Origin of the sequence: Streptococcus sp. 1032 (assembly GCF_013277015.1) — a bacterium.
Classification (GTDB): Bacteria; Bacillota; Bacilli; order Lactobacillales; family Streptococcaceae; genus Streptococcus.
In genome coordinates this window covers 38,812-59,539 of the sequence record NZ_VMMD01000015.1, presented here as the reverse complement: position 1 = coordinate 59,539, position 20,728 = coordinate 38,812, and the positions used below count along the sequence as shown (strand labels likewise).

Sequence of the window (20,728 nt, the reverse complement as noted above, 5' to 3'; positions counted from 1 at the left end):
AGCGAAACTGTAAATAGGAAGAGAAAAAGCTAGCGCTTCTCAAGTTTTATCTAGTTTCCAAACTATAGTATTTACTGGAAATCTAAAGAAAATATCAGAAAAATTCAGCAAACGTTTTCTTCTTATTTTCTTGACTTTTTTGCTGGTTTGTGCTTGACTTTTACTTGAAATTTGATAGACTATAGACAAATAGGAAAACGTATTCATTTAAAAACGGAGGAATAAGGAATGAATCAAGAAAAACGTTTGCATCGCTTTGTCAAAAAGTGTGGACTCGGTGTGTGTAGTGCTGTTGTTGCGGCCTTTTTATTGAACGCTCAGGGAGTAGCTTTGGCTACAGAGCAAGGGAATCGTCCAGTTGAGACAGAAAACATCGCTCGTGGAAAACAAGCTAGTCAAAGCTCTACTGCTTATGGAGGAGCTGCTACACGAGCAGTGGATGGTAATGTTGATAGTGACTATGGGCACCATTCTGTAACGCACACAAACTTTGAAGACAATGCTTGGTGGCAAGTTGATCTTGGAAAAACAGAGAATGTTGGAAAAGTTAAACTTTACAATCGTGGAGATGGGAATGTAGCTAATCGTCTTTCTAATTTTGATGTTGTTTTGTTAAATGAAGCAAAACAAGAAGTTGCTCGTCAACACTTTGATAGTTTGAATGGGAAGGCAGAACTTGAAGTTTTCTTCACCGCCAAAGGCGCTCGTTATGTAAAAGTGGAGTTGAAAACTAAAAATACCCCATTGAGCTTGGCAGAAGTGGAAGTATTCCGTTCAGCAACAACTCAAGTTGGACAGGATAGAACTGCGCCAGCAGTAGATCAAAAATCAGCATTGAAAGACTACCTTTTTGGCTTAACTTATAATCCTTTGGATATTTTAACTCGCAAGGGAGAAACCTTAGAAAATCGCTACAACACAAGTGCTAAGGAACAAAATGGAGAGTTTGTCGTTGTAGAAAAAATCAAGAAAACCCTCTCTACAGGCACAGCAGATGTTTCCATCAATGGAAATCAAAATGTCTTCCTAGGTGGCTTGTATAAGGCAAACCAAAATCTGCTAGAAAATCAGCCAGAATTGATTAGTCTTGCCCGTGCAAAGGGGACAGTCAGCGTCGATTTACCTGGGATGATTCATTCTGAAAATAAAATCGAAGCAAATCCTACAACTAGTGGCATGCAAGAAGCAATGAATACCTTGGTTGAAAAATGGACAAAGAACTATTCATCTAGCCATTCTGTTCCTGCCCGTGTTCAGTATGAATCGACTACAGCCTATAGCATGAACCAATTGAAAGCAAAATTTGGTGCAGACTTTGAAAAAGCAGGTGCACCGCTCAAGATTGACTTTGAGGCTGTGCAAAAGGGTGAAAAGCAAATTGAAGTTGTAAACTTTAAACAAATCTACTATACAGCGACATTTGATGCACCGACCAATCCAGCGGCTGTATTTGACAAGAGTGTGACACCTGAAGATTTAAAACAAAGAGGTGTTGATTCACAAACTCCACCTGTATATGTATCAAATGTTTCTTACGGACGTCAAATCTATGTTAAGTTTGAGTCAACAAGTAAGTCTACTGAATTAAAAGCAGCTATCAATGCGGTTATCAAAGGCGCAACAATTGCTCCAAATTCTGAATGGAGCCGTCTATTGAAGAATACTTCTGTAACAGCGGTAATTGTAGGAGGTAATGCTAGCGGTGCCGCCAAAGTTGTCACAGGAACAGTCGAAAACTTGAAGGAACTCATCAGAGAAGGAGCTAACTTTAGCGCTCAAAGTCCAGCTGTGCCAATCTCATATAAGACTGCCTTCCTAAAAGATAATGCCCAAGCAACTTTACAAAATAGTACAGACTATATCGAAACGAAGGTTACTTCTTACAAAAATGGCTTCTTGAAACTTCATCATAAGGGTGCTTATGTTGCGCGTTACTACATCTATTGGGATGAAATTACATATGATGAACAAGGAAATCCAGAAATCCGTTCACGTCAATGGGAAGATAACGGAAAAAACAGAACTTCAGGCTTCCAAACAGAGATTCAATTTAAAGGAAATGTCCGTAATCTTCGTATCAAGGTTCAAGAAAAGACGGGTCTTGTATGGGAACCATGGCGTACAGTTTACAACCGCACAGACTTACCACTAGTACAACAGCGTACAATTACACATTGGGGAACAACTCTAAACCCTAAAGTTGATGAAAAAATTGTGAATGAGTAACGATTTGATTTACTTGATTCGATAGTAAACAGTGAAGAGGAGGAACTTCGATTTCTCCTCTTTTATGATTGACTTTTGAGAGAATGAAAAGGGTAACTTCTATAGCAGATTGAAACTAGAATAGTACGTTGTTGCTATTAAAACATTTCTAGAAATTAAGTTGACTTTCCCAATAGATTTGTTCATGTCTTATTTCAATTCAATATAAAACCAACTTCCAGTTTTCCACAACCTAGCTTTTAGTATGAGAAAAACGCGTTGTTACAGACATAAGGAGCTTTTTGAGAAGTGGGCAATCCGTGCAATCAGATTTGACGGATGTTGGATGCATGATACGATTGCGCTTGATTTCTTTTGAAATCGTTGACGGGTCTTTTCCCATCTTCTCAATGATGGAACGGAAAGTCTCACACTTAATTCCACCATAAAAATCCGTTTTAGACTAATTTCCACTTCGGTCAGGCAAGTGGAAGTTACTTTGAGAAGTTACGAAATTAACAATAAAAAAGAAAAATATCTTGACAAGCAAGGGAAAATTTTGTTACAATAATAGACGGTACTTTTTACTTTTGGTCTCTCAAGAGTGTACAGGGACGTGCTGACAAATGTTGCAAAAGTACACACAGATGATAGCTGTCACCAAGTGTATCATCACCAAAAATAAAAAAACACAGGAGAATGTAGATGCCTACAATTAACCAATTGGTTCGCAAACCGCGTAAATCAAAAGTAGAAAAATCTAAATCACCAGCTTTGAACGTTGGTTACAACAGTCATAAAAAAGTTCAAACAAACGTTTCTTCACCACAAAAACGTGGTGTTGCAACTCGTGTTGGAACAATGACACCTAAAAAACCTAACTCAGCCCTTCGTAAATTCGCTCGTGTACGTTTGAGCAACCTTATCGAAGTTACTGCCTACATCCCAGGTATCGGACACAACTTGCAAGAGCACAGCGTGGTTCTTCTTCGTGGTGGACGTGTAAAAGACCTTCCAGGGGTACGTTACCATATCGTCCGTGGTGCACTTGATACTGCAGGTGTTAACGATCGTAAACAAGGCCGTTCTAAATACGGTACTAAACGTCCAAAAGCATAAGGAAAGGGGATAAAGAGAAATGAGTCGTAAAAATAGAGCTCCAAAACGTGACGTATTGCCAGATCCGCTTTACAATTCACAACTAGTTACTCGTCTTATCAACCGCGTTATGCTTGATGGTAAACGTGGTACAGCTGCTTCAATCGTTTACGGTGCCTTTGAGCAAATCAAAGAAGCTACTGGAAACGATGCACTTGAAGTATTTGAAACAGCTATGGAAAACATCATGCCTGTACTTGAAGTACGTGCACGTCGTGTTGGTGGTTCTAACTACCAAGTCCCAGTTGAAGTTCGTCCAGAACGTCGTACAACACTTGGACTTCGTTGGTTGGTAACAATCGCTCGTCTTCGTGGTGAACACACAATGCAAGACCGTCTTGCAAAAGAAATCTTGGATGCTGCTAACAACACTGGTGCAGCTGTTAAGAAACGTGAAGACACTCACCGTATGGCTGAAGCTAACCGTGCATTCGCACACTTCCGTTGGTAAGATAGGATGCGAAAGCGTTAAGAAAGTCCCAGAGAAAATAGGGAATCGAAGCAGGTTGCGATTGCAACCAATGAGATTCATCTTTTTCTCCAGACTTTTAGCTTGAGCTCAACTATATCATGATGCTAGGAACGGTAAGGATACAAGGTGAAAATAGGAAACTGACGCAGTATTCGACGAATACAAGGAAGTTTATCTTTTTCACACAGCATCCCGTTCCGGCTCAAATCGGCTAATTAACTTTAGCCCGGGTTCAAATTAGCTAAATCGATTAGTATTAGCTATAACTCAACTTACCATCTCGTAAGTTGAAACCAACAATAGCATGAAAACATTGAGAACGGGTAGGTCCTGCCTATCCGTTTTTATTAAAATCGTGTTATAATAGAATAGAAATCAAAAATAAATAGGAGAAACAAACCTCATGGCACGCGAATTTTCACTTGAAAAAACTCGTAATATCGGTATCATGGCTCACGTCGATGCTGGTAAAACAACAACTACTGAGCGTATTCTTTACTACACTGGTAAAATCCACAAAATCGGTGAAACTCACGAAGGTGCGTCACAAATGGACTGGATGGAGCAAGAGCAAGAGCGTGGTATCACTATCACATCTGCTGCGACAACAGCTCAATGGAACAACCACCGCGTAAACATCATCGACACACCAGGACACGTGGACTTCACAATCGAAGTACAACGTTCTCTTCGTGTATTGGATGGTGCGGTTACCGTTCTTGACTCACAATCAGGTGTTGAGCCTCAAACTGAAACAGTTTGGCGTCAAGCAACTGAGTATGGAGTTCCACGTATCGTATTTGCCAACAAAATGGACAAAATCGGTGCTGACTTCCTTTACTCTGTAAGCACACTTCACGATCGTCTTCAAGCAAATGCACACCCAATCCAATTGCCAATCGGTTCTGAAGATGACTTCCGTGGTATCATCGACTTGATCAAGATGAAAGCTGAAATCTATACTAACGACCTTGGTACAGATATCCTTGAAGAAGACATCCCAGCTGAATACCTTGACCAAGCTCAAGAATACCGTGAAAAATTGATCGAAGCAGTTGCTGAAACTGACGAAGAATTGATGATGAAATACCTCGAAGGTGAAGAAATCACTAACGAAGAATTGAAAGCTGGTATCCGTAAAGCGACTATCAACGTTGAATTCTTCCCAGTATTGTGTGGTTCTGCCTTCAAGAACAAAGGTGTTCAATTGATGCTTGATGCGGTTATCGACTACCTTCCAAGCCCACTTGACATCCCAGCAATCAAGGGTATTAACCCAGATACAGACGAAGAAGAAACTCGTCCAGCATCTGACGAAGAGCCATTTGCAGCTCTTGCCTTCAAGATCATGACTGACCCATTTGTAGGTCGTTTGACATTCTTCCGTGTTTACTCTGGTGTTCTTCAATCAGGTTCGTACGTATTGAACACTTCTAAAGGTAAACGTGAACGTATCGGACGTATCCTTCAAATGCACGCCAACAGCCGTCAAGAAATTGACACTGTTTACTCAGGTGATATCGCTGCTGCCGTTGGTTTGAAAGATACTACAACTGGTGACTCATTGACAGATGAAAAAGCTAAAATCATCCTTGAGTCAATCAACGTTCCAGAACCAGTTATCCAATTGATGGTTGAGCCAAAATCTAAAGCTGACCAAGACAAGATGGGTATCGCCCTTCAAAAATTGGCTGAAGAAGATCCAACATTCCGCGTTGAAACAAACGTTGAAACTGGTGAAACGGTTATCTCTGGTATGGGTGAGCTTCACCTTGATGTCCTTGTTGACCGTATGCGTCGTGAGTTCAAAGTTGAAGCGAACGTAGGTGCTCCTCAAGTATCTTACCGTGAAACATTCCGCGCTTCTACTCAAGCACGTGGATTCTTCAAACGTCAGTCTGGTGGTAAAGGTCAATTCGGTGATGTATGGATTGAATTTACTCCAAACGAAGAAGGTAAAGGATTCGAATTTGAAAATGCAATCGTCGGTGGTGTGGTTCCTCGCGAATTTATCCCAGCGGTTGAAAAAGGTTTGGTAGAATCTATGGCTAACGGTGTTCTTGCAGGTTACCCAATGGTTGACGTTAAAGCTAAACTTTACGATGGTTCATACCACGATGTCGACTCATCTGAAACTGCCTTCAAGATCGCGGCTTCACTTGCCCTTAAAGAAGCTGCTAAATCAGCACAACCAGCTATCCTTGAGCCAATGATGCTTGTAACAATCACTGTTCCAGAAGAAAACCTTGGTGATGTTATGGGGCACGTAACTGCTCGTCGTGGACGTGTAGATGGTATGGAAGCACATGGTAACAGCCAAATCGTTCGTGCTTACGTTCCACTTGCTGAAATGTTCGGTTACGCAACAGTTCTTCGTTCTGCATCTCAAGGACGTGGTACATTCATGATGGTATTTGACCACTACGAAGATGTACCTAAGTCAGTACAAGAAGAAATCATTAAGAAAAACAAAGGTGAAGACTAATCTGTCCTCACTTTAGAAGGAAGTCACTTAGTGGCTTCCTTTTGTCTTTAGAAAATACCTCTAAATATGGTAAAATAGTAGGAGAATAATGTGAGGAAAATGAATGTCAAATAGTTTTGAAATTTTGATGAATCAACTGGGGATGCCTGCTGAAATGAGACAGGCTCCTGTTTTATCACAGGCTGATATTGAGCGAGTTGTGGTTCATAAAATTAGTAAGGTATGGGAGTTTCATTTCGTATTTTCTAATATTTTACCGATTGAAATCTTTTTAGAATTAAAGAGAGGTTTGAGCGAAGAATTTTCTAAGACAGGCAATAAAGCTGTTTTCGAAATCAAGGCTCTGTCTCAAGAATTTTCAAATCAACTCTTGCAGGCCTATTATAGAGAGGCTTTTTCTGAGGGGCCATGTGCTAGTCAAGGTTTTAAGTCCCTTTATCAAAATTTGCAAGTTCGTGCGGAGGGCAATCAGCTCTTTATTGAAGGCTCTGAGGCGATTGATAAGGAACACTTTAAGAAAAATCATCTTCCTAATTTAGCCAAACAACTTGAAAAATTTGGTTTTCCAACTTTTAATTGTCAAGTCGAGAAGAATGATGTGCTGACTCAAGAGCAGGAAGAAGCATTTCATGCTGAAAATGAGCAGATTGTTCAAGCGGCCAATGAGGAAGCGCTCCGTGCTATGGAACAACTAGAACAGATGGCACCTCCTCCAGCGGAAGAGAAACCATCCTTTGATTTTCAAGCTAAAAAAGCTGCAGCTAAACCGAAGCTGGATAAGGCAGAGATTACTCCTATGATTGAAGTGACGACGGAGGAAAATCGTTTGGTCTTTGAAGGGGTTGTTTTTGATGTGGAGCAAAAAGTGACCAGAACAGGGCGTGTTTTGATCAACTTTAAAATGACGGACTACACTTCAAGTTTTTCGATGCAAAAGTGGGTTAAGAATGAGGAAGAGGCTCAGAAATTTGATCTCATCAAGAAAAATTCTTGGCTCCGTGTTCGTGGGAATGTGGAGATGAATAACTTCACACGCGATTTGACTATGAACGTGCAAGACGTGCAGGAAGTTGTTCACTATGAGCGGAAGGATTTAATGCCAGAAGGAGAACGACGGGTTGAGTTTCATGCTCATACTAATATGTCGACCATGGATGCTCTACCAGAGGTAGAAGAAATCGTTGCGACAGCTGCTAAGTGGGGACACAAGGCGGTTGCCATCACAGACCATGGAAATGTTCAGTCCTTCCCACATGGCTATAAGGCGGCTAAGAAAGCGGGAATCCAGCTGATCTATGGTATGGAAGCCAATATCGTGGAGGACCGTGTTCCTATCGTTTATAACGAAGTGGAGATGAACTTGTCGGAAGCGACCTACGTGGTCTTTGACGTGGAAACGACAGGCCTTTCAGCCATCTATAATGACTTGATTCAGGTTGCGGCTTCTAAGATGTACAAGGGGAATGTCATTGCTGAATTTGATGAATTTATCAATCCTGGACATCCTTTGTCAGCTTTTACTACTGAGTTGACTGGAATTACAGATGATCATGTCAAAAATGCCAAACCACTGGAACAAGTTCTGCAAGAATTTCAAGAGTTTTGCAAGGATACGGTCCTAGTTGCCCACAATGCTACCTTTGACGTTGGATTTATGAATGCCAACTATGAGCGCCATGGTCTGCCTAAGATTAGCCAGCCAGTAATCGATACTCTAGAATTTGCTAGAAATCTCTACCCTGAGTATAAACGTCATGGTTTGGGCCCTTTGACTAAGCGTTTCGGTGTGGCACTGGAACACCATCACATGGCCAACTACGATGCGGAAGCTACAGGTCGCCTGCTCTTCATCTTTATCAAAGAGGTTGCAGAAAAACATGGTGTGACCGATCTAGCTAGACTCAACATTGATTTGATTAGTCTAGATTCTTATAAAAAAGCTCGGATTAAACATGCGACCATTTATGTCAAGAATCAAGTAGGGCTAAAAAATATCTTTAAGCTGGTTTCTTTATCCAATACCAAGTACTTTGAAGGGGTGCCACGAATTCCGAGAACAGTTCTAGATGCTCATCGGGAAGGTTTGATTTTAGGTTCAGCTTGCTCTGAAGGTGAAGTTTTTGATGCAGTCGTTTCCCAAGGTGTGGATGCGGCGGTTGAGGTGGCCAAGTATTATGACTTTATCGAGGTCATGCCACCAGCTATCTATGCTCCCTTGATTGCCAAGGAGCAGGTCAAGGATATGGAAGAACTCCAGACCATTATCAAAAGTTTGATAGAAGTTGGAGACCGTCTTGGTAAGCCCGTTCTGGCTACGGGAAATGTCCATTATATCGAACCGGAAGAAGAGATTTATCGTGAAATTATCGTCCGTAGTCTAGGCCAGGGGGCGATGATTAACCGAACTATCGGTCATGGAGAACATGCCCAACCGGCACCACTTCCAAAGGCTCATTTTAGAACGACCAATGAGATGTTGGATGAATTTGCCTTCTTGGGAGAGGAATTAGCTCGGAAATTGGTTATTGAAAACACCAATGCCTTGGCAGAAATCTTTGAACCCGTTGAGGTTGTTAAGGGTGACTTATACACTCCTTTCATCGACAAGGCTGAAGAAACAGTTGCTGAGTTGACCTATAAGAAAGCTTTTGAGATTTATGGAAACCCGCTGCCAGATATTGTTGATTTGCGGATTGAAAAAGAACTAACCTCTATTCTGGGGAATGGATTTGCTGTGATTTATCTGGCTTCGCAGATGCTGGTACAACGTTCCAATGAACGGGGCTACTTGGTTGGTTCTCGTGGGTCTGTTGGGTCCAGTTTCGTTGCGACCATGATTGGGATTACAGAGGTTAATCCTCTCTCTCCACACTATGTCTGTGGTCAGTGTCAGTACAGTGAGTTTATCACAGATGGTTCTTATGGTTCAGGTTTTGATATGCCCAATAAGGACTGTCCTAAATGTGGTCATAATCTCAGCAAAAACGGACAGGATATTCCTTTCGAGACCTTCCTTGGTTTTGATGGGGACAAGGTTCCCGATATTGACTTGAACTTCTCGGGAGAAGATCAGCCTAGCGCCCACTTGGATGTACGTGATATTTTTGGTGAGGAATATGCATTCCGTGCAGGAACAGTTGGTACAGTAGCTGCCAAGACCGCTTATGGATTTGTCAAGGGCTATGAGAGAGATTATGGCAAGTTTTATCGTGATGCAGAGGTGGAACGTTTAGCCCAGGGAGCTGCTGGTGTCAAACGAACGACAGGCCAACACCCGGGGGGAATCGTTGTTATTCCGAACTACATGGATGTCTATGATTTCACGCCTGTTCAGTATCCAGCGGATGACGTGACGGCTGAATGGCAGACCACTCACTTTAACTTCCATGATATAGACGAGAACGTCCTCAAACTCGATGTACTGGGACATGATGATCCGACCATGATTCGGAAACTGCAGGATTTGTCAGGGATTGATCCTAATGAAATTCCTATGGATGATGAAGGTGTGATGGCCCTCTTTTCTGGGACTGATGTGCTAGGTGTGACTCCTGAACAAATCGGAACGCCGACAGGTATGCTGGGGATTCCAGAATTTGGAACCAACTTTGTACGTGGGATGGTAGATGAGACGCATCCGACGACTTTTGCGGAGTTGCTTCAGCTGTCTGGTTTGTCCCACGGTACCGACGTTTGGTTGGGAAATGCCCAAGATTTGATCAAGCAAGGAATAGCGGATCTATCGACTGTTATCGGTTGTCGGGACGACATCATGGTTTACCTCATGCATGCGGGTCTTGAACCTAAGATGGCCTTTACTATCATGGAACGGGTACGTAAGGGCTTGTGGCTCAAGATTTCAGAAGAGGAACGTAATGGCTACATCGAAGCCATGAAGGCTAATAAGGTGCCAGAGTGGTATATCGAGTCCTGTGGGAAAATTAAGTACATGTTCCCTAAAGCCCATGCGGCAGCCTACGTTATGATGGCCTTGCGTGTAGCTTACTTCAAGGTTCACCATCCCATTTATTATTACTGTGCTTACTTCTCAATCCGTGCTAAGGCTTTTGATATCAAGACTATGGGTGCGGGCTTGGATGCCATCAAACGCAGAATGGAAGAAATCTCTGAAAAACGGAAGAACAATGAGGCCTCTAATGTGGAAATCGATCTCTATACAACTCTTGAGATTGTAAATGAGATGTGGGAACGTGGTTTCAAGTTTGGCAAACTCGATCTCTACCGTAGTCAGGCGACAGAGTTCCTTATCGATGGGGATACCCTCATTCCGCCATTTGTAGCAATGGATGGTCTGGGAGAGAACGTTGCTAAGCAGTTGGTGCGAGCGCGTGAAGAGGGAGAATTCCTCTCTAAAACAGAACTACGCAAACGCGGTGGACTCTCATCAACTTTGGTTGAGAAGATGGATGAAATGGGGATTCTCGGCAATATGCCAGAGGATAACCAGTTGAGTTTGTTTGATGAGTTGTTTTAAAAAATTGTTTAATCATCTATCCAAAGAGGCTAATGTATATCCAATAGATTTACATTAGCCTTCTTTTTTGTTAAAATAGTCTATAGAAAGAGGGTGAGAGTATGTCAAAGACGAGTATGAGTATCCGTCTGGATAGTGAGGTTAAGGAGCAGGCCCAACAGGTGTTTAATAACCTGGGAATGGATATGACAACAGCTATCAATATTTTTCTTCGTCAGGCTATTCAATATCAGGGATTACCTTTTGATGTTAGACTAGACGAAAATTGGAAGTTGCTCCAAGTGTTAACGGATTTAGACCAAAATCGTAATATGAGCCCATCCTTTGAATCAGTCTCAGACTTGATGAAGGACTTGCGTGCTTAAGATTCGTTATCATAAACAGTTTAAAAAAGATTTTAAGTTGGCTATGAAGCGTGGTTTTAGGGCAGAATTATTAGAAGAAGTTTTAAATTTTCTTGTTCAAGAAAAAAGAACTTCCTGCTAGATATCGTGATCATCAATTAACGGCATCTAAGCATTTTCAAGGAGTTCGTGAATGCCATATCCAGCCGGATTGGCTTTTGGTTTATAAAGTAGACAAGGAAGAATTGCTTTTAAATTTGCTGCGGACAGGCAGTCATAGTGATTTATTTTAATCTATTTTAAGGGGTTCAGGAAAAAACTAAGAATTTTTGCGGAAGATAGGCCAGCTGAGAAAGTATTTGAATATCAATTAGAACTTGCTGATCAGACAATTCTTCTATCAATAGCACTTTTGTCAGGTGCCATTGCTTTAGCAGGATTATTTTCTGCTTTGAAAGAAAAATAAACAAATAGAAAAGGAAAAACAGAATGGTTTTACCAAATTTCAAAGAAAATCTAGAAAAATATGCGAAATTATTGGTTGCGAACGGAATTAACGTGCAACCTGGTCACACTTTGGCTCTCTCTATCGATGTGGAGCAACGTGAGTTGGCTCACTTAATCGTCAAAGAAGCTTATGCCTTGGGTGCGCATGAGGTTATTGTTCAGTGGACAGATGATGTCATTAACCGTGAGAAATTCCTCTATGCTCCGATGGAGCGTCTGGACAATGTGCCAGAATACAAGATTGCTGAGATGAACTATCTTTTGGAGAACAAGGCTAGCCGTCTCGGAGTTCGTTCATCTGATCCAGGTGCTTTGAACGGTGTGGATGCTGACAAGCTTTCAGCTTCTGCTAAAGCTATGGGACTTGCCATGAAGCCAATGCGCATCGCAACGCAATCCAACAAGGTTAGCTGGACTGTAGCAGCCGCTGCTGGACTTGAGTGGGCTAAGAAAGTCTTTCCAAATGCTGCGAGCGACGAAGAAGCAGTCGATCTCCTTTGGGACCAAATTTTCAAAACTTGCCGTGTTTATGAAGAAGATCCTGTTAAGGCTTGGGAAGAGCATGCAGCTATTCTCAAGAGCAAGGCAGATATGCTTAATAAAGAACAATTTTCAGCCCTTCACTACACAGCGCCAGGGACAGATTTGACACTTGGTTTGCCGAAGAACCACGTTTGGGAATCAGCTGGGGCTATCAATGCACAGGGAGAAGGATTCTTGCCAAATATGCCGACAGAGGAAGTTTTCACAGCGCCTGATTTCCGTCGCGCAGATGGTTATGTCACTTCTACAAAACCGCTTAGCTATAACGGAAATATCATCGAAGGTATTAAGGTAACCTTTAAGGATGGACAAATCGTTGACATCACTGCAGAAAAAGGCGATCAAGTCATGAAAGACCTTGTCTTTGAAAATGCGGGTGCGCGTGCCTTGGGTGAATGTGCCTTGGTACCAGATCCAAGTCCAATTTCTCAGTCAGGCATTACCTTCTTTAATACCCTTTTCGATGAGAATGCGTCAAATCACTTGGCTATCGGTGCAGCCTATGCGACCAGCGTTGTTGGGGGAGCAGAGATGAGCGAAGAAGAACTTGAAGCTGCAGGTCTCAACCGTTCAGATGTTCACGTAGACTTTATGATTGGTTCTAACCAAATGGATATCGATGGTATTCGTGAGGATGGGACACGTGTACCACTCTTCCGTAACGGAGATTGGGCAAGTTAAGGAGATAATATGTTAGGAAGTATGTTCGTTGGTCTCCTAGTGGGATTTTTAGCAGGTACTCTGACCAATCGTGGAGAGCGAATGGGATGTTTTGGAAAAATGTTCCTAGGCTGGATTGGTGCCTTTATAGGCCACTTGCTTTTTGGGACTTGGGGACCGATAATAGCAGGAACTGCCATTATTCCGGCAGTACTAGGTTCCATGATTGTCTTAGCGATTTTTTGGAGACGAGGAAGTTAATTTCTTAAATCTGATACTCAATGAAAATCAAAGAGCAAACTAGGAAACTAGCCGCAGGCTGCTCAAAGCACTGCTTTGAGGTTGTAGATAGAACTGACGAAGTCAGCTAAAAACACTGTTTTGAGGTTGCAGATAGAACTGACGAAGTCAGCTAAAAACACTGTTTTGAGGTTGCAGATAGAACTGACGAAGTCAGTAACATATATACGGCAAGGCGACGTTGACGCGGTTTGAAGAGATTTTTGAAGAGTATGAAACGAAAAGGAGGTTGGTCATTGTACCAGCCTCCTTTTGATATGATATAATAGTTCTATGAGATTAGATAAATTTTTAGTTGCCTGTGCGGTGGGAAGTCGGACTGAGGTCAAAAACTTGCTCAAGGCTGGGCGCGTGACTGTAAATGGTAAAAAAGAAAAATCAGCTAAATTGCAGATTGATGAAAAAATAGATGAGATTCGCTTTGATGGGCAAGTGTTGGAGTATGAAGAGTTTGTCTACTACATGATGAACAAGCCCAAAGGAGTTATCTCAGCGACTGAGGATCCCAAGCACAGAACCGTTCTGGACTTGTTGGATGACTTGGCGCGGAGTAAGGAAGTTTTCCCAGTAGGACGCTTGGATATTGACACGCATGGTCTTTTGCTCTTGACCAATGACGGCAAGCTTGCCCATGCTCTTCTTTCACCTAAGCGTCATGTGGACAAGACTTATCTGGCACAAGTCAAGGGAATCATGACCCAAGAAGATGTGGAGACATTTGCTGAGGGTATTCCGCTCAAAGACTTTACCTGTCAACCCGCTAGACTGGAGCTTGTTTCCATAGATACAGAAAAGAATCAAAGCCAAATCCGTGTGACTATTGCAGAAGGGAAGTTTCATCAGGTCAAGCGTATGGTGGTCTACTGTGGCAAGGAAGTAGTAGACTTGCAACGTTTGACTATGGGAAATCTAGTATTGGATGAGAACTTAGAACGAGGAGAATGGCGTCGCTTGACCAAGGAGGAATTGGAAAATCTTCTTGCTAGTATTGCTTAATTTGGTTTATATTCGAAAAAGGTGAGGAAGAATGTCCTTGCCTTTTATGTTTTTCAGTTGCTTACTTTGTGAAAAGAGTTATAATAGACTGTAGAATAAAAGGAGGAATCTATGAACGCGATTCAAGAATCATTTACTGATAAACTATTTGCCAATTATGAAGCAAATGTAAAATACCAAGCGATTGAAAATGCTGCTAGTCACAATGGAATTTTTGCAGCCCTAGAACGTCGCCAAAGCCATGTAGACAACACACCTGTTTTCTCATTGGATTTGACCAAGGACAAGGTAACAAACCAGAAGGCTTCTGGTCGTTGCTGGATGTTTGCGGCTCTCAACACCTTCCGCCACAAGCTTATCTCACAATACAAACTAGAAAATTTTGAGTTATCACAGGCCCACACATTCTTCTGGGACAAGTATGAGAAATCAAACTGGTTCTTGGAGCAAGTCATTGAGACTGCAGACCAAGGCTTGACGAGCCGTAAGGTTAGCTTCCTACTTCAAACACCACAACAAGATGGCGGTCAATGGGATATGGTCGTTTCTCTCTTTGAGAAATACGGTGTCGTGCCTAAGTCAGTTTACCCTGAGTCTGTTTCATCTAGTAGCAGCCGTGAGCTAAATGCAATTCTTAACAAATTGCTTCGCCAAGATGCTCAAATTTTGCGTGATCTATTAGCTTCAGGTGCTGATCAAGCGACTGTTCAAGCTAAGAAAGAAGACCTCTTGCAAGAAATCTTTAACTTTCTTGCTATGTCTTTAGGACTTCCACCACGTAAATTTGACTTTGCTTATCGCGATAAGGATAACAACTACCAAAGCGAAAAATGTATCACACCACAAGAATTTTACAAGAAATATGTCAATCTTCCGCTAGAAGACTATGTTTCTGTTATCAACGCACCAACTGCTGACAAGCCTTACGGCAAATCTTATACAGTTGAGATGTTAGGAAATGTGGTTGGTAGCCGTGCGGTTCGTTATATCAACGTTCCTATGGAGCGCTTGAAAGAGTTGGCAATTGCTCAAATGCAAGCAGGTGAGACTGTTTGGTTTGGTTCAGATGTCGGTCAGCTCAGCAACCGCAAAGCTGGAATTCTTGCGACAGATGTTTATGACTTTGAATCAAGCATGGACATTAAACTCACTCAAGACAAGGCTGGACGTTTGGACTACAGCGAAAGCTTAATGACCCACGCTATGGTCTTGACAGGTGTTGACTTGGATGAAAATGGCAAGTCAACCAAGTGGAAGGTTGAAAACTCATGGGGAGACAAGGTTGGTACAGATGGTTACTTTGTTGCCTCAGACGCTTGGATGGACGAATACACTTACCAAATCGTTGTTCGCAAAGAATTGCTGACAGCAGAAGAACAAGTTGCTTATGAAGCAGAACCAATTGTGCTTGCACCATGGGATCCAATGGGAGCCTTGGCAGAATAAAAACATAGAAAAAAGGAATCAGGCTTAGAACCTGGTTCCTTTTAAGTTGCTTGATTACATGATGTGAAGAACATGTGCCACAATACCCACTGCGAAGAGGGCAAGGATAATAGTGATTGGAGATACTTTTTTCTTAAGCAAGTACATGCAAAGTAAAGTAAGGAGTAGTCCTGATAATCCAGGAATCAACATATCCAAGTTTTGTTGGAAAGTAGTAACTTTTTCAGGAGTTTGAGACAATCCTTGTCCTACTTGTGCGAATGCTTCTTGGATACCTTTAGATCCTTCTGGCAATTTATCCCAATGGATATAAGCCTTTTCATCTAGTTGAACTTTGGAAACATCGAAAGCAAATTTAATATTTACCCAGCGTTGAACAAGGACAGCAAGAATGAACATCCCAAGGATAGAAGCTCCTTTAGTGATGTCTTGAAGGATACCGCCAGACATATCTTTAGTGATTTCTGATCCAGCCTTGTATCCAACCTCTTGAACATACCACAAGAATGACATACGAATCAAGTTCCATGCAACAAAGAAGAGGAGTGGACCCAAGATATTGCCAGTAAGGGCAAGTGAAGCACCGAGAGATCCAAGGATTGGGCGTACTGTAAACCAGAATACTGGGTCACCGATACCAGCAAGAGGTCCCATCATACCGATTTTAACCCCTTGGATAGCAGCGTCATCGATTTCCACACCGTTAGCACGTTCTTCTTCAAGCGCAAGAGTAACCCCCATGATTGGAGCGGCTACGTATGGATGAGTGTTGAAGAACTCAAGGTGACGCTCAAGAGCAGCGATTTGATCTTCTTTTTTAGTGTAGAGTTTTTTGATAGCTGGAATGAGTGTATAAGCCCAGCCCAAGTTTTGCATCCGTTCAAAGTTCCAAGACCCTTGTAAGAAGGTTGAACGCCACCAAACTTTTTTACGATCTGATTTAGTTAATTGAAGTTTTTCAGTCATGATGTTTTCAGTCCTTTCTTATCTTAGTAGTCTTCTAGGATATCGCCGATTGGGTCGTTAGAAGTTGCGGCTCCTCCGCCACCATTTCCACCAGTTTTAGAAAGGTGAAGGTAGATAAGCGCGATAGCAACACCGATAGCACCAAATCCGATTAGAGTAATGTCTGATACGGCAGCGAGAACGAAACCAAGAGCGAAGAATGGCCATACTTCACGAGTTGCCATCATGTTGATAACCATAGCGTAACCAACGGCAACAACCATACCACCACCGATAGCCATACCATCTTTGAGCCAATCAGGCATAGCATTTAGAATGCTTTGTACAGTTTCAGTTGGTACCATAAGGAGAAGAGCTGCAGGAAGCGCGATACGAAGTCCTTGGAAAAGTAGCGCAATAAAATGCGCACGCTCCACAGCGCCGAAGTCACCTTTTTTAGCGGCAGCATCTGCAGTATGAACCAAACCAACTGAGATTGTACGAACAATCATAGTTAAGAATAGACCAGCAACGGCAAGAGGGATAGCAACCGCTTGGGCAACACCGATACCTGTCTTAGTAAAGTCACCACCAAGAACCATGATAATGGCAGCAGCGACAGAAGCAAGTGCAGCATCAGGAGCGATAGCAGCACCGATATTTGACCAACCAAGGGCAATCATTTGAAGCGATCCACCGAGGATAATCCCTGCTTCCAAGTGACCTGTTACAAGCCCAATAAGGGTACAGGCTACAAGTGGTTGGTGAAATTGGAATTGGTCGAGGACGCCTTCAAGACCTGCAAGGAAGGCTACAACGACTACTAAAACCATAGAAATAATAGACATCTTTAAAATCCTTTCATAAATAATGGCTTATTTGACATTGGCTTTGTTAATCAAGTCAAACAAATCTTTTTTAGAATCATTTGGTACTTTACGTACATCGAATTCAACACCCAAGTCACGCATTTTTTCAAATGTAGCAACGTCTTCTTTGTCCATAGACAAAACAGTATTGACCAATGTTTTACCTGTTGAGTGAGCCATAGAACCAACGTTAAGAGTTTTGATTGGCACGCCACCTTCGATGGCACGAAGGGCATCTTGAGGTGTTTCAAACAAGATAAGGGCATGTGTTTCTCCAAAACGTGGGTCTTTTGAAACCTCAATCAGTTTTTGAATTGGAACCACGTTAGCCTTGACATTACCTGGAGCTGCTTGTTTAATCAATTCTTTACGAAGGTCGTCTTTAGCTACGTTATCTGAAGCAACGATGATACGATTTGCTTTTGAATCTGGAGTCCAAGCAGTTGCAACCTGACCGTGAAGTAGACGTGTGTCAAGACGGGCAAGATTGATTTTCAATTTACCGTCTCCGATAACAGTTCCTTCTGGGATAGCAGCTTGGGCAACTGGAGCAGCTGCAGCGCTTGCAACTTCTTCAACTGGGTTTAGCTCTTCTGGAAGAGCCTTGATGCCATCTTTGGCTTCTTTAATGATATTAGCAGCGACTTTTTCTACACCTGCAGCAGCGTCCATGAGGCGCTCTGTGTAGGCTTGAATTAACATCGGTAAATTAAGTCCTGTGATGATGGCAAACTTACGCTCGGGATTTTCTCCCATCACGCGACTAGCTTGGTTAAATGGAGATCCACTCCAAAGGTCAGCCAGAACTAGAACCTCATCTTCTGCGTCAAATGCAGCAACAGCGTTATTAAACTTAGCGTATAGATCATCAGGGCCTTCATTTGGCATAAAGGTTACAACTTGAACCTTTTCTTGTTCACCAAAGATCATAGATCCTGACTGATGAATACCCGCAGCAAACTCGCCGTGGCTCGCAATAATGATTCCGATACTCATTATTGTCATTCCTCCTTTTTTGTTTTAGTTTTCGTTTAAGAAAACTTTAAGACTTTTTAAGTATAAACCGTTTTCATCTAAAAATCAACTATTTATCATAAAATAATTAAAAAGATTACATCTGAAAATATTGATATATTGAGTTTTAGAGAAGTTTTTTTGAATCCTTATTTAAAAATTTAATATAAAAAAGTTGGAAGCGCATTCCAACTTTTAAAATAGGTTTCTAATAGATTAATGGGTGAAGTCGAGTACCATACGTCCTTGTATTTGACCTTTTTCCATTTCGTCGAAAATGGCTACGGCATCTTCTATTGGACGTTTTTGAACAACTGGAACTACTAAACCTTCTGCACCGAATTGGAAGGCTTCTTCCAAGTCTTTACGAGTTCCTACAAGAGAACCGATGACTTGGATTCCATCGAGGACTGTTTTAACGATGCTGAGTTCCATCATTTCAGAAGGAAGACCGACAGCGACGACGCGACCACCGGCACGAACGGAGTCAACAGCCTGATTGAAGGCAACTTTAGATACAGCAGTTACGACAGCTGAATGAGCTCCTCCATCAGTTTTTTCTCTGATGAGTCCTGGTACATCTTCAACTTCGAGACCGTTAATAACGACATCAGCACCGACTTCCTTTGCAAGGGCAAGTTTGTCGTTGTTGATATCAACTGCGATGACATGAGCATTAAATACTTTTTTAGCGTATTGAACAGCTAGGTTACCAAGTCCACCAGCACCGTAAAGAACAACCCATTGACCTGGTTCAACTTTTGCTTCTTTTATAGCTTTATAGGTTGTTACACCAGCACATGTGATAGAAGAGGCTTGGGCTGGATCAAGTCCGTCAGGAACTTTAACAGCATAGTCTGCAGTTACGATACACTGTTCAGCCATACCACCGTCTACTGAGTAGCCAGCATTTTTTACTGTACGGCAAAGAGTTTCACGGCCAGTTGTACAGTATTCGCAAGTACCACATCCTTCAAAGAACCAAGCAACGCTGACGCGGTCACCGACTTTAAGGCTTTTCACATCTGGAGCAATTTCTTTAACGATACCAACACCTTCGTGGCCAAGAACACGTCCTGGGACTTGACCAAAGTCACCATGAGCAACGTGGAGGTCGGTGTGGCAAACGCCACAGTATTCAATTTCTACAAGTGCTTCCCCAGTTTCAAGTGGACGGAGTACTTTTTCTTCAATAGCAACACCAGTGCTTTCTGGATTTACAACAACAGCTTTCATAGCTATCCTCCTTTATATTGACCGAGAACAGGGACAACGGGACTGGATTGATTTTGTGTCAACAGAGTCGAGTGTAACGAGCTCTCTTGTATTTATATGTGAAGTATATCACAAAAGAAAGCCTTTTCCAAGGTTTTGGTGGTAAAAAATAGAACAATCGATTAACTGGTTGATGAGACTGTGAAAAGAGCACAAAGACCAGCTCGCAAGCTGGTCAGTAGGGGCTATAAGAATAAGTCTTGCAGGATTTTGGCAACTCCGTCTTGGTCATTGGTCAAGGAAATTTGCTCATCGGCATAAGGGAGTAGCTCTGGATTGGCATTTTTCATGGCATAGCCCTTCCCAGCAAAAGCGAGCATTTCGGTATCATTGTGTTCATCTCCAAAAGCAATCAAATCTTTTTTGTCGCGGTTCATTACCTTGAGCAAGTAGTCCAAAGCAAAGGCCTTATTGACACCTTTTGGGGTACACTCAAGGATATTGAGCGGACCTCCCCAGGTATTGATAGACAGTTGATGCTGGTAGAAGGCGTTCATTTCTTTTGCCAAGGCATATTTGTCACTGGCTCTGGTCTGTAACAGAATACAGTTAGGATCCTTGGTTACTAACTCTGGCTGAAATTGATCTTCAGGCTGGAAAGCTTCTACACCAAATAGTTTAGGATCGGCAATTTCTTCATTGGGATTTGTGATGTAGAATTTTTTACGGTATTCTCCAGCGATAAAATCGGCTTGAATGTCCTCAGAACGTCGAACCATGTCTAGCAGATATTTTTTGTCTACCGTCAAACACTTTTCAAAGTCCCAAACTTGGTCTGGTAAATGAGTAAGGGAGCCGTTGAAATTAATCATAGGAGTGTCTAAGCCTAGTTCACGGTAGAAATCTTTTGACATGCGGTAAGGGCGACCTGTCGTAATAATAACCTGATGGCCTTTTTCAGTAACTTTTTTAATGGTTTCTTTGGTAAAGTCAGAAATCTGACTGTCTGAGTTGAGCAGGGTTCCATCCAGGTCTAGTGCAATAATTTTTTTCGTCATATGAACCTTTCTAGTG

Annotated in this window: 15 protein-coding genes and 2 pseudogenes; 11 read left to right on the top strand and 6 right to left on the bottom strand. The window is 42.2% G+C overall.

Features of this window, described 5'->3' with window-relative positions:
• Nucleotides 1-228 precede the first annotated feature (228 nt).
• On the top strand, nucleotides 229-2,226 hold the full coding sequence (locus tag HT711_RS04875) for a thiol-activated cytolysin family protein (protein ID WP_173234402.1): 1,998 nt from the start codon (nucleotides 229-231) through the stop codon (nucleotides 2,224-2,226).
• A 257-nt stretch (nucleotides 2,227-2,483) separates the two neighbouring features.
• Here the strand turns inward: HT711_RS04875 and HT711_RS04870 are convergent.
• Nucleotides 2,484-2,644, bottom strand: a pseudogene (locus HT711_RS04870) (helix-turn-helix domain-containing protein); the annotation flags it as partial.
• A 266-nt stretch (nucleotides 2,645-2,910) separates the two neighbouring features.
• On the opposite strand from HT711_RS04870, the gene rpsL reads away from it, so the two are divergent.
• From rpsL to pepC, 10 genes and pseudogenes are all read left to right on the top strand, one after another.
• Nucleotides 2,911-3,324, top strand: coding sequence for a 30S ribosomal protein S12 (gene rpsL, locus HT711_RS04865; protein WP_001142332.1), 414 nt, complete (start codon nucleotides 2,911-2,913; stop codon nucleotides 3,322-3,324).
• A gap of 19 nt (nucleotides 3,325-3,343) precedes the next feature.
• Nucleotides 3,344-3,814, top strand: coding sequence for a 30S ribosomal protein S7 (gene rpsG / locus HT711_RS04860; protein WP_000087873.1), 471 nt, complete (start codon nucleotides 3,344-3,346; stop codon nucleotides 3,812-3,814).
• 424 nt (nucleotides 3,815-4,238) lie between these two features.
• Nucleotides 4,239-6,320 (top strand): elongation factor G, encoded by a 2,082-nt coding sequence (gene fusA / locus HT711_RS04855; RefSeq protein ID WP_000090348.1) that lies wholly within the window; start codon nucleotides 4,239-4,241, stop codon nucleotides 6,318-6,320.
• A 103-nt stretch (nucleotides 6,321-6,423) separates the two neighbouring features.
• Nucleotides 6,424-10,815, top strand: coding sequence for a PolC-type DNA polymerase III (locus HT711_RS04850; protein ID WP_173234404.1), 4,392 nt, complete (start codon nucleotides 6,424-6,426; stop codon nucleotides 10,813-10,815).
• Nucleotides 10,816-10,916: 101 nt separating this feature from the next.
• The gene (locus HT711_RS04845) at nucleotides 10,917-11,180 is read left to right on the top strand and encodes a type II toxin-antitoxin system RelB/DinJ family antitoxin (RefSeq protein ID WP_023396570.1); all 264 of its coding nucleotides are present in this window, start codon (nucleotides 10,917-10,919) and stop codon (nucleotides 11,178-11,180) included.
• Nucleotides 11,173-11,452, top strand: a pseudogene (locus HT711_RS04840) (type II toxin-antitoxin system YafQ family toxin). Before HT711_RS04845 ends, HT711_RS04840 begins: the two are co-directional and overlap by 8 nt.
• 196 nt (nucleotides 11,453-11,648) lie before the next feature.
• Nucleotides 11,649-12,890: an aminopeptidase gene (locus HT711_RS04835; protein ID WP_173234406.1), complete on the top strand. Its 1,242-nt coding sequence runs from the start codon at nucleotides 11,649-11,651 to the stop codon at nucleotides 12,888-12,890.
• Between the two features lie 9 nt (nucleotides 12,891-12,899).
• Entirely contained in the window at nucleotides 12,900-13,130 is a 231-nt protein-coding gene (locus tag HT711_RS04830) for a GlsB/YeaQ/YmgE family stress response membrane protein (RefSeq protein ID WP_000901572.1), read from the top strand.
• A 312-nt stretch (nucleotides 13,131-13,442) separates the two neighbouring features.
• On the top strand, nucleotides 13,443-14,165 hold the full coding sequence (locus tag HT711_RS04825; protein WP_173234408.1) for a pseudouridine synthase: 723 nt from the start codon (nucleotides 13,443-13,445) through the stop codon (nucleotides 14,163-14,165).
• Between the two features lie 111 nt (nucleotides 14,166-14,276).
• Nucleotides 14,277-15,611, top strand: a complete 1,335-nt coding sequence (gene pepC / locus HT711_RS04820; RefSeq protein WP_173234410.1) for an aminopeptidase C — start codon at nucleotides 14,277-14,279, stop codon at nucleotides 15,609-15,611.
• 54 nt (nucleotides 15,612-15,665) lie between these two features.
• Here the strand turns inward: pepC and HT711_RS04815 are convergent, their stop codons facing one another.
• The 5 genes from HT711_RS04815 to HT711_RS04795 form a co-directional block, all read right to left on the bottom strand.
• Nucleotides 15,666-16,577, bottom strand: a complete 912-nt coding sequence (locus HT711_RS04815; protein ID WP_050222832.1) for a PTS system mannose/fructose/sorbose family transporter subunit IID — start codon at nucleotides 16,575-16,577, stop codon at nucleotides 15,666-15,668.
• A 23-nt stretch (nucleotides 16,578-16,600) separates the two neighbouring features.
• Nucleotides 16,601-17,404 carry a PTS mannose/fructose/sorbose transporter subunit IIC gene (locus HT711_RS04810; protein WP_050271504.1) on the bottom strand — a complete coding sequence of 268 codons (804 nt, stop codon included), beginning with the start codon at nucleotides 17,402-17,404 and terminating at the stop codon, nucleotides 16,601-16,603.
• A gap of 27 nt (nucleotides 17,405-17,431) precedes the next feature.
• Entirely contained in the window at nucleotides 17,432-18,421 is a 990-nt protein-coding gene (locus HT711_RS04805; RefSeq protein WP_050222834.1) for a PTS sugar transporter subunit IIB, read from the bottom strand.
• Nucleotides 18,422-18,655: 234 nt separating this feature from the next.
• A complete protein-coding gene (gene adhP, locus HT711_RS04800) occupies nucleotides 18,656-19,675 on the bottom strand; it encodes an alcohol dehydrogenase AdhP (RefSeq protein ID WP_173234412.1) in 1,020 nt (339 codons plus the stop codon).
• Between the two features lie 224 nt (nucleotides 19,676-19,899).
• Nucleotides 19,900-20,712: a Cof-type HAD-IIB family hydrolase gene (locus HT711_RS04795; protein WP_173234414.1), complete on the bottom strand. Its 813-nt coding sequence runs from the start codon at nucleotides 20,710-20,712 to the stop codon at nucleotides 19,900-19,902.
• Between the last annotated feature and the right edge of the window lie 16 nt (nucleotides 20,713-20,728).